Below are 9,806 nucleotides of genomic sequence, written 5' to 3' on the forward strand. Positions count from 1 at the left end.
CTCTCCGGCACTTGATCGACCGTCAATCGGTTACAGAAGAGACGCAATCGGTGATTTGAGCAACTGGGCGTAGCAGTGCCTGCACGAAGCGTTATTCTCCTCAGACGCAATCCGGTACCCCTCCGTCGCTACGACGGGTGAACGGTCCCGCACTGCACGTGATGGAAGCTCTGCCTCTGGGAGTCCCGTGTACCCACACGTCGGGGTTGACGCCTCGGGCCTGGCTACGCTGCGCGCATCGGTCCAAGACCTGTTGCGCGGCTTCGTCCCCACCGCGTACGCCGTCCCCGCCCTCGCCGTAACCACCGCGCCCGTAGGCCCGTGCTACGCGCTCGCCGACGGCGGCGCCGCCGTGAGCAGACGGGGGCGCTCAGCCGGCGCTGCCACCGCTCGGCGGCCTGCCGCGGACAGCGACAGCGCTCGCATGATGGATCTCGTCGAACGCGCACAGGCCGGCGAGGCCGATGCCTTCGGCCGGCTCTACGACCAGTACAGCGACACCGTCTACCGCTACATCTACTACCGCGTCGGAGGGAAGGCCACCGCCGAGGACCTCACGAGCGAGACCTTTCTGCGGGCCCTGCGACGCATCGGCACCTTCACCTGGCAGGGCCGGGACTTCGGCGCCTGGCTCGTCACCATCGCCCGCAACCTCGTCGCCGACCACTTCAAGTCCAGTCGCTTCCGGCTGGAGGTGACCACCGGCGAGATGCTCGACGCCAACGAGGTCGAGCGCTCGCCCGAGGACTCCGTCCTCGAATCACTCTCCAACGCCGCCCTCCTCGACGCCGTACGCCGGCTCAACCCTCAGCAGCAGGAGTGCGTCACGCTCCGCTTCCTCCAGGGCCTCTCCGTCGCCGAGACCGCCCGTGTCATGGGCAAGAACGAGGGCGCCATCAAGACCCTCCAGTACCGGGCCGTCCGTACGCTCGCCCGGCTGCTGCCCGACGACGCGCGCTGAGCGCGTCACCCCCACCCTTCCCCTACTCTGTGCAACTTCAACTCACGGTCGGTGAAAGTCCGTTGACTTGGCGGTCCGTTCATCCTCCGTCCGTAACCGAAGTGCCGCGCCGCTCGTTGTGCGGGATGCAGGCTCCCTGTGGTCACTCCCTGGCCGACTTCGATCACTCGATCGTGTTCATGTGGTCAGGGCGTGCAACCCTCAGGACCCCCTGGGGAGTCGACCGTCATCACGAGAGGAGGTGCCGCCAGTGATCGCGAACGTATCGGCACACCGGCGGGCGAACGCCTTCGCCCAGGCCCTGGAGGAGCTGACCGACCGGGGCCCGGCGGCCGAGCAGGCCGAGCAGCCCGATGGATCGGCACCGGCACCGGCTGCTGCGGAACAGTCCGAGCAGAGTCGTCTGTTGGCCCTCACCGAAGGCCTCGGCGAACTGCCGAAGCCCGTGCTCGACCCCGAGGTCAAGGTCGTCCAGCGGGCCCAGCTCGTGGCCGCGATGGAGGCCATGCTGCAGGAGGGCACCGCGGCGGGCGAAGCGGGCCCGGCGCTGCCCGGGCAGCGTTCCGACCGGGCGCGAGGAGCTCACCGGGCTTCCCCACTGGGGAAGTTGAAGCCACGCTCGCGGCTCGCCAAGGGCCTCACCGCGGGCGGGCTGAGCGTCGGAGTCGCGGCGGGAGCCTTCGGCGGGGTCGCAGCGGCGAGTTCCGACGCGCTGCCCGGCGACTCCCTCTACGGCCTCAAGCGGGGCATCGAGGACTTCAAGCTCAACGTCCTGGCCGACGGCGACGACGAGCGCGGACGAAGCTACCTCGACCAGGCCTCCACCCGGCTGAGCGAAGCCCGGCGACTGATGGAACGCCGCCGCGGCGGAGAGCTCGACCACGAGTCGCTCACCGCGATCCGCCGAGCCCTGTCCGGCATGCAGCACGACGCCTCGGAAGGGCATCGCCTGCTGCGCGAGGCGTACCAGCGCGACCCGAAGTCCCTGGGCCCCATCCAGGCCCTCTCCACCTTCTCGCGCTCGCACCGCGCGGCATGGGGCAGTCTCCGTGAGCGGCTTCCCCTTCAGCTCGGAGACGTCAGCGACAGGGTGTCGTCGGTGTTCGACGCCATAGACGAAGAGGTCGCCCCGCTCCAGTCCCTCCTCCCGCAGCCTCCGGCACGGGACGGCGACGGCAAGCGGCGCGGCGGTTCCGGATCGGCGTCGACCGGCACGTCCGGCTCCGACCGCTCGGCCCGCCCCAGCACCGGCAGCGGCTCCACCGGCGGCAGCCACTCCAGCAGCCCGAGCAAGTCGGCCGAAGGCTCCGGCAGCGAGAGCGAGGGCCTGCTCGGCGGCAGCACCGGCGGTCTGCTCGACCCGCCGAAGGACACCAGCAGCACCGGCACCTCACCGTCCACGGCCACCCCGAGCAGCGAACCCGCGGTCACCCTGCCGCCCCTGCTCCCCGGCCTCCTGCCGGGCCTCGGCATCGAGGGCGAGGACGCGAACTAGCCCTGGCGGAACAGCCGGCCGTACGGCGATGGGGGCGCCCCTTCTCATGGGGGGCGCCCCCATCGCCGTACCAGGATCCAGTCGCCGCGACCGGGCACCCGTGCCGACCGGGCACCCGTGCCGACCGGGCAGCCGCCCCGACCGTGCAGCCGTCTAGACCGTCAGAAGAAGACCGACCGCCGCTGTACCAGCAACTTGTACAGCGTGTGCTGGATCTGCTCCCTGACCTGGTCCGTCAGGTTGAACATCAGCATCGGGTCCTCGGCCGCCTCCGGCGGGTAGCCGTCCGTGGGGATCGGTTCGCCGAACTGGATCGTCCACTTCGTCGGCAGCGGGATCGCGCCGAGCGGGCCCAGCCACGGGAAGGTCGGCGTCAGCGGGAAGTACGGAAAGCCCAGCAGCCGGGCCAGCGTCTTCGCGTTGCCGATCATCGGGTAGATCTCCTCGGCCCCGACGATCGAGCAGGGAATGATGGGCGTGCGCTGCCGCAGCGCCGTCGAGACGAAGCCACCCCGGCCGAAGCGCTGGAGCTTGTACCGCTCGCTGAAGGGCTTTCCGATGCCCTTGAATCCCTCCGGCATCACGCCGACCAACTCGCCCTGCCCCAGCAGCCGCTCGGCGTCCTCGCCGCAGGCCAGGGTGTGGCCCAGCTTGCGGGCGAGTTCGTTGACCACCGGCAGCATGAAGACCAGGTCGGCGGCGAGCAGACGCAGATGCCGACCCGCGGGATGGTGATCGTGCACCGCGACCTGCATCATCAGGCCGTCCAACGGCAGTGTCCCGGAGTGGTTGGCGACGATCAGCGCGCCACCCTCGCTCGGGATGTTCTCGACGCCCTTCACCTCGACCCGGAAGTACTTCTCGTACACCGGGCGCAGCAGGGACATCAGAACCTGGTCGGTGAGCTCCTCGTCGTATCCGAAGTCGTCGACCTCGTAGTCCCCGGTGAGGCGGCGGCGCAGGAAGGCCAGGCCGCTCGCGATACGCCGCTCCAGGCCGCCGCCCTCGTCGTCCTGGGGCGTCGCGGGGACCGACTGTTCCTCACGTGTCACAGGAACATCATCCTGCGCGAAGGGCCGTCCCGGGAGGGGCTGGACCTCCCGCACCAGCGCGGATTCACCACTCTTGCGCCGGTTCCCCGCGCTCCGGCGCCGCTGCGGCCGCTGCGCGGCGCTCCCGCGGGACCGGTCGTCGTCGAACGGAATGACCTTGGCGTCCGCCATCGTTGATGCGCTCCTCAGTTGGCGCTCTGCGTCGGGGGGTGGCCGCCGCCCAGCACGGGCAGCGCGGCGATCCGGTCGACGGCCCCCGCAAGGGCCTCCGGCGGCAGCAGACCCGCTCCGCGGCTGCGTGCGAACTCCGCGAAGGTCTCCGCCGTCGTGAACTTCGGCTTGAATCCGAGCGTCTCTCGCATCTGGTCCGTCGCCACGACCCGGCCATGGGTGAGCAGCCGGATCTGCTCGGGTGAGAAGTCCGACATTCCCAGCGTACGCACCAGGGACCCCGCCCAGGTGACCGCGGGAAGCAGCAGCGGCACGGTGGGCCGGCCCAGCCGCCGGGAGCACTGCGAGAGCAGCAGGACGCCGTCGCCGGCGATGTTGAAGGTGCCGCTGTTGAGCGTGCCCCGCACCGGCTCGTGGGAGCCGATGCGCAGCACCTCGATCACGTCGTCCTCGTGCACGAACTGCAGCCGTGGGTCGTAGCCGAACACGGTCGGCAGGACCGGCAGCGAGAAGTACGACGCCAGGGGGGTGTCCGCGGACGGCCCGAGGATGTTGGCGAACCGCAGCACGCACACGGCGACGTCGGGCCGCCGCCGCGCGAAGCCGCGCACATAGCCCTCGACCTCCACGGCGTCCTTGGCGAAGCCGCCGCTCGGCAGGGACTTGGGCGGGGTGGTCTCGGTGAAGACGGCCGGGTCGCGGGGCGCGGACCCGTACACGTTCGTACTGGACTTGACCACGAGCCGCTTGACGGTGGGGGACTTCTGGCAGGCGCCGAGCAGCTGCATCGTCCCGATGACGTTGGTCTCCTTGACCGTGGTCCGGCTGCCGCTGCCGAGCGCCATCCCGGTCACGTCCATGTGGACGACCGTGTCCGCGCCGCTTTCGGCCAGCACCCGCGCGATGGTGGGCTGCCGGATGTCGGCCTGGATGAAGTCGGCACCGCCCAGGTGGTGCTCGGGCGGCACCGCGTCCACGGCGACCACCCGGTCCACCTGGGGGTCACGCTGGATCCGTCGTACGAACCGGCCCCCCAGTTGACGGGCCACTCCGGTCACGAGCACGACCTTGCCCAAGATCAGCGCCTTCCTTCCAGCACTCGTACCCCTGCCGAGTTCCCCGTGTGCGGCCAACTTAGCGGTTCGGCGTTGCGCTGTGATGACCGCCCACTGCGTGAAGTGACGAGATTTCCCTGCGTACGACCGGACAGCCCAAGCCGTCGTCCGGGCCTACGCACACGGTCCGGCCGACCGCACGCGCGCTCGATATGCGTGTGGCCCCCCACCGGTGCGGTGGGGGGCCACAGAAGACGCCGCCGCTTCTCGCGGCGCCGCTTACTTCTTGTTGCGACGCTGAACGCGCGTGCGCTTGAGCAGCTTGCGGTGCTTCTTCTTGGCCATCCGCTTGCGCCGCTTCTTGATAACAGAGCCCACGACTACCCTCGCTCACTTCTCATCACTCGGTGTTTGGGCGCCATGGGCCCACACGACCTACGAGGGGCTAGCCTACCCGCCCGAGCGCTGAGGTCGTAATCGAGGTGGCTCGGGGGAATCCTGAACAGCCCTGAGGATCCCCCCTCGCCACTGCCGTCAGGCGGTTTCCACCCCCACATAACTCTCGCGGAGGTATTCGTGAACCGCTTGCTCGGGGACGCGGAAGGACCGCCCCACCCGGATCGCGGGCAGATGACCGCTGTGCACCAACCGGTACACGGTCATCTTCGACACTCGCATCACCGAGGCGACTTCCGCCACGGTAAGGAACTGAACCTCGTTCAGAGGCCTCTCGCCAGCTGCAGCCATGACACACCTGAACCTTCCGCACTCGACGGCCACCGGCTTCCCCTTCCGGTGACTCTTCGTCGCTGCGTGCTCACTCCCCAATGTAGGGGCCAGTGATGCGAGTGGGGAAGAGGTGCACCCATCGGCGGCCTACTGGGACAGACACGCTCGATTGAGTACGTAGCGGGTAAGCGGCCGGTAGTAATCAGACCGCACAGCGTCATCAAGTGGAACGACGACGGACACCACCCCCTCGGCCTGACCCACGAAGAGGGCGGGGTCATTCGTATCGGCGAGACCAATGGCCTCAAACCCGAGCTGACCTGCCCCGCAGACCCAGCCGTGGTCCCCGATCACCAGCTCCGGCAGCGGCCCGCCGGCCTCCGCCGCGGCGGCCAGCGCGGTACGAACCGGCAGCGGTGAATGGGTGTGTGCGCCGGGCTCACAACCGGGGCGTAAGGCGCCGGGTTCCCGCACCAGCGCGACTCCTCGTACGTAATCAAGGTTGTACGTACGTAGGCCGAACCGGGTCGTTATGTCGACACGGCGACCCTGCGCAGGGGTGAGAACGGCACATCCCGCCGCCGACAGAGCGTCCGCCAAGGCGGCGTAGAACCCGAGCAACTGATGCGGGTGCCCGGTACCGAGCAGCACCGGCGCCCCGCGCTGGGCGACAGCACCGACCCGCTCGGCAAAGGCGTCGAGACCGGTCAAAGTCCGCCTCGGATCAATCACATCCTGACCGGAAACACACCTCAGATCGGCTGAAACCCCACACTTCTCCGCCATCAACGCAACGAGATCCCGCTGACCCCAACCTCCCTCAGGATCGAGCCCGAGGAGCACCCGCGGATCCCGAGCGGCGAAGAGCCGATAGCTCCGAAGGCTCTCCTCCCGGGTGGTGGTCACGCTCCCGGCAAGCCGAGCGGCCAGGAGATGGGCACGGAGAGCTCCGGTACTCAACACGTGAGCGATGGTGACGGATGGGGCGATCAGAACGGGCGGGAACGAGAAAACACCGCACAGTCGGACTAGCGACCGCCTCCGACGGTCCCCGCCGGCGCACAGCCCACTCCGCCCGCTCCCAGGCCCCGGCTAAGCCAGCAGCCCGCGCAACGGGAACACGGCCTTCCGTGTCGCCAGGACCGCCTGATCCAACCGATCGGCAGGGTCGTACCCCGCCTCCCAGCCTGCCCATGACACAGGCCATCGCCCATCGGTCATCCGAGCCGGACCCAACTGCCGGGTCCGGGCGAAGACCTCCTGGCGCCAGCCCTCCGGGATCATTGTCTCCGGCTCGATCGCCCGCCCCGCCGCGATCGCCACCAGATGCGTCCACGACCGCGGCACGACCTCCACCACCGCGTAGCCACCCCCGCCCAGGGCGACCCACCTGCCTCCCGCGTACTCGTGCGCCAGATCATGGCAGGCCATCTGCACCGCCCGCTGCGCGTCCAGTGACACGGCGAGATGCGCGAGCGGATCCTCGAAGTGCGTGTCGGCCCCGTGCTGCGTCACCAGCACCTGCGGCCGGAAGTCCGCGATCAGCTCCGGCACCACCGCGTGGAACGCCCGCAGCCACCCCGCGTCGCCGGTGCCGGCCGGCAACGCCACGTTCACAGCCGTCCCCTCCGCGGACTCGCCGCCGGTCTCCTCCGGCCACCCGGTCTGCGGGAACAACGTCCGCGGATGCTCGTGCAACGAGATCGTCAGCACCCGCGGGTCCTCCCAGAACGCCGCCTGCACCCCGTCCCCGTGGTGTACGTCCACGTCGATGTACACGACCCGCTCGGCCCCCAGCTCCAACAGCCGGGCAATGGCCAGCGAGGCGTCGTTGTAGATGCAGAAACCGGAGGCGCCCCCCGGCATCGCGTGGTGCAACCCACCCGCGAAGTTCACCGCGTGCAGCGCCTCACCGCGCCAGACTGCCTCCGCCGCTCCCACCGACTGCCCGGCGATCAGCGCGGACACCTCGTGCATCCCGGCGAAGGCGGGATCGTCCAGGGTCCCGAGCCCGTACGACTGGTCGGCCGCCCGCGGATCCGCCGAGGCCGCCTTCACGGCCCCGATGTAGTCCTCCCGATGGACCAGCCGCAACGTCGAATCCCCGGCCGGCTGCGCCGCCACGACGTCCAAGTCCTTGTCCAGCCCGAAGGCGTCGACGAGTCTCCTGGTCAGGGCGAGCCGGACCGGGTCCATCGGATGGTCCCGGCCGAAGTCATAGCCCGTTACTGCCTCGTCCCACATCAGCTGTGCGCGGCCGCTCATGCAGGTCACCGTATCGGTCCGGTTGAGCGGCGAACGAGCGGGCGTACACAAGCGTCACCAGCACCAACACCATCGGCACCAGCATGGCCCCGCGATAGTTCCAGACATCACCCAGCGCACCCACCAAGGGCGAACCGATCAAAAAGCCCACGTAATTGAACACATTGATCCGGGCAATGGCCGCATCCGAAGCTCCCGGGCCGTACTTCTCGGCAGCGAGCCGCCCCGCCGCCGCGAACGTCTGCGGCACCAGCACACACAGCCCCAGCCCCAGCAGCGTGAATCCCAGCATCCCCACCCAGGCCCCCGGCGCACCCGCCACGACCGCGAACCCCACGGCCGCCACCAGCGCCCCGATCCGCACCACCACGACAGCCCCGAGCCGCCGCACCCCGAAGTCCCCGATGGCCCGCCCCAGCAAGGTGGTGACCATGTAGACGTTGTACGGCACGGTGGCCAACTGCTCCGAGCTTCCCAGCACGTCCTGCAGGTACTTCGCGCTCCAGTTGGAGACGGTCGAGTCCCCGATGTACGCGAAGGTCATCACCAGACACAGCGGCAACAGCACCCCGAAGCCGACGAGCCCCTTTCCCTCGGCCGCCTCACCGCTGCCCGCTCCCCCACCAGCCCCGTCGACGTACCACCGACTCCCCACCAGCGCGGCCGGCAACAACACCACGACGACCGGCAGATACGACACGACCAGCGCCAGATCCCAGTGCGCACCCGCCCACGCCAGCGAGGCCCCGACGATCCCGCCCAGGCTGTACACCGCATGAAAACCGAGCATGATGCTGCGCCCGTACGACCGTTGCAGGCTCACCCCGAGCATGTTCATCGAGGCGTCGAGCACACCCACGGCCAGCCCGAACGCGGCGAGCGCGATCCCCAGCTCGACCATCCGCTCACCGGCCCCGACCCCGAGCAGCGCCAGGAGCACGACGGGCTGGGACCACCGCAGCAACCGGCTCGGCGGTATGCGCTTCACCAGCCGCTCGGTCGCCACACTCCCGACGCCCGCGAGGATCGGTACAGCGGCCAGAAAGGCCGGCAGCAGCGCGTCGGAGACCCCGTACCGGTCCTGGATGGCCGGAATCCGCGTCACGAGCAGGGCAAAGGCGACTCCCTGAGCAAAGAACCCGAACGCCAACGAGGCCCTACCGCGCCGCAGCACATCAGTCATGGCGGCGAGCGTAGGGCCCGGCCGTACCGGTGGGTAGATCCAGCCAAAGATGAATTCTTCTCAACTTCAGCGACTGTCGTGATCCCCGGCGGACGCCAGCAGACCGGCCAACTCCCCCATGTCCGCGAAGAGTCGAGTGACCCCCGCCAACTTCGCGGCAGGCGTCATGGCGGCAAACCCGTACACATCCATCCCCGCCGCCATCGCCGCCTGCACCCCGAGCGGACTGTCCTCGACGACGACACACCGCTCCGGCGCGACCCCCATCCGCTCGGCCGCGTACAGGAACAGATCCGGCGCCGGCTTCCCTCGCCCCACGTCCTGTGAGCTGAAGATCCGCCCGTCGTCGAAGAACCGCGAGAGCCCGGTCGTCCGATGCCCCACCCGGATCCGCTCATGACTCCCGGACGAGGCCACGCAGTACGGCACCCCGTCTCCCGCCAGCTTCTCCAGTACGCCCACGACCCCGGCCACCGGCTTCAACTCCCGCTCGAACGCCGCGAACACCCGCGCATGGAAGACATCATCGAAGTCCCCGGGCAACGGCCGCCCCGTCCGTTCCCTGACCAGATCATGCACCCGGTGCATCGCCGAGCCCATGTAGTCCCGAATGGAGTCCTCGTACGACGTCGGGTGCCCGACTTCGGTGAGATAAGCGGCGAGAAGCCGGTTGGAAATCGGCTCACTGTCGACGAGCACACCGTCGTTGTCGAAAATGACGAGGTCATAGCGCATAGCTACGAGCCTAAGCGGTAGGCAAAACGCAGAAAGCCCCCGTGCCGGGATCCCCGGCCGGGGGCTTTCTCAAAATTTGTTCGGCGGTGTCCTACTCTCCCACAGGGTCCCCCCTGCAGTACCATCGGCGCTGTAAGGCTTAGCTTCCGGGTTCGGAATG

General features: G+C 69.1%; 10 protein-coding genes and 1 rRNA gene. 2 read left to right on the top strand and 9 right to left on the bottom strand.

The features are described 5' to 3' along the window. Positions 1 to 187: 187 nt before the first annotated feature. Positions 188 to 961 carry an ECF subfamily RNA polymerase sigma factor, BldN family gene (locus ACFYNL_RS33260; protein ID WP_388810066.1) on the top strand — a complete coding sequence of 258 codons (774 nt, stop codon included), beginning with the start codon at positions 188 to 190 and terminating at the stop codon, positions 959 to 961. 250 nt (positions 962 to 1,211) lie between these two features. Continuing rightward, positions 1,212 to 2,456: a DUF5667 domain-containing protein gene (locus ACFYNL_RS33265; protein WP_388810068.1), complete on the top strand. Its 1,245-nt coding sequence runs from the start codon at positions 1,212 to 1,214 to the stop codon at positions 2,454 to 2,456. A 161-nt stretch (positions 2,457 to 2,617) separates the two neighbouring features. Here ACFYNL_RS33265 and ACFYNL_RS33270 read toward each other — a convergent pair whose 3' ends face one another. The 9 genes from ACFYNL_RS33270 to rrf form a co-directional block, all read right to left on the bottom strand. Beyond that, on the bottom strand, positions 2,618 to 3,679 hold the full coding sequence (locus ACFYNL_RS33270; protein ID WP_388810070.1) for a lysophospholipid acyltransferase family protein: 1,062 nt from the start codon (positions 3,677 to 3,679) through the stop codon (positions 2,618 to 2,620). A 14-nt stretch (positions 3,680 to 3,693) separates the two neighbouring features. Next, entirely contained in the window at positions 3,694 to 4,755 is a 1,062-nt protein-coding gene (locus ACFYNL_RS33275; RefSeq protein WP_388810072.1) for an NAD-dependent epimerase/dehydratase family protein, read from the bottom strand. Between the two features lie 258 nt (positions 4,756 to 5,013). Then, positions 5,014 to 5,112 (bottom strand): 30S ribosomal protein bS22, encoded by a 99-nt coding sequence (locus ACFYNL_RS33280; protein WP_003948845.1) that lies wholly within the window; start codon positions 5,110 to 5,112, stop codon positions 5,014 to 5,016. Positions 5,113 to 5,268: 156 nt separating this feature from the next. Then, entirely contained in the window at positions 5,269 to 5,481 is a 213-nt protein-coding gene (locus ACFYNL_RS33285; protein ID WP_004984898.1) for a helix-turn-helix domain-containing protein, read from the bottom strand. 129 nt (positions 5,482 to 5,610) lie between these two features. Then, positions 5,611 to 6,426, bottom strand: a complete 816-nt coding sequence (locus ACFYNL_RS33290) for a phosphatase (protein ID WP_388810074.1) — start codon at positions 6,424 to 6,426, stop codon at positions 5,611 to 5,613. A 129-nt stretch (positions 6,427 to 6,555) separates the two neighbouring features. Beyond that, positions 6,556 to 7,728, bottom strand: coding sequence for an acetoin utilization protein AcuC (locus tag ACFYNL_RS33295; RefSeq protein ID WP_388810076.1), 1,173 nt, complete (start codon positions 7,726 to 7,728; stop codon positions 6,556 to 6,558). Next, on the bottom strand, positions 7,679 to 8,911 hold the full coding sequence (locus ACFYNL_RS33300; protein WP_388810079.1) for an MFS transporter: 1,233 nt from the start codon (positions 8,909 to 8,911) through the stop codon (positions 7,679 to 7,681). The genes ACFYNL_RS33295 and ACFYNL_RS33300 overlap by 50 nt, the downstream gene beginning before the upstream one ends. Before the next feature lie 66 nt (positions 8,912 to 8,977). Further along, the gene (locus tag ACFYNL_RS33305; protein WP_388810082.1) at positions 8,978 to 9,646 is read right to left on the bottom strand and encodes an HAD family hydrolase; all 669 of its coding nucleotides are present in this window, start codon (positions 9,644 to 9,646) and stop codon (positions 8,978 to 8,980) included. Positions 9,647 to 9,724: 78 nt separating this feature from the next. Further along, positions 9,725 to 9,806: ribosomal RNA gene (gene rrf, locus ACFYNL_RS33310) — 5S ribosomal RNA — on the bottom strand; the annotation flags it as partial.

It is taken from the genome of Streptomyces sp. NPDC007808, assembly GCF_042868655.1.
Classification (GTDB): domain Bacteria; phylum Actinomycetota; class Actinomycetes; order Streptomycetales; family Streptomycetaceae; genus Streptomyces.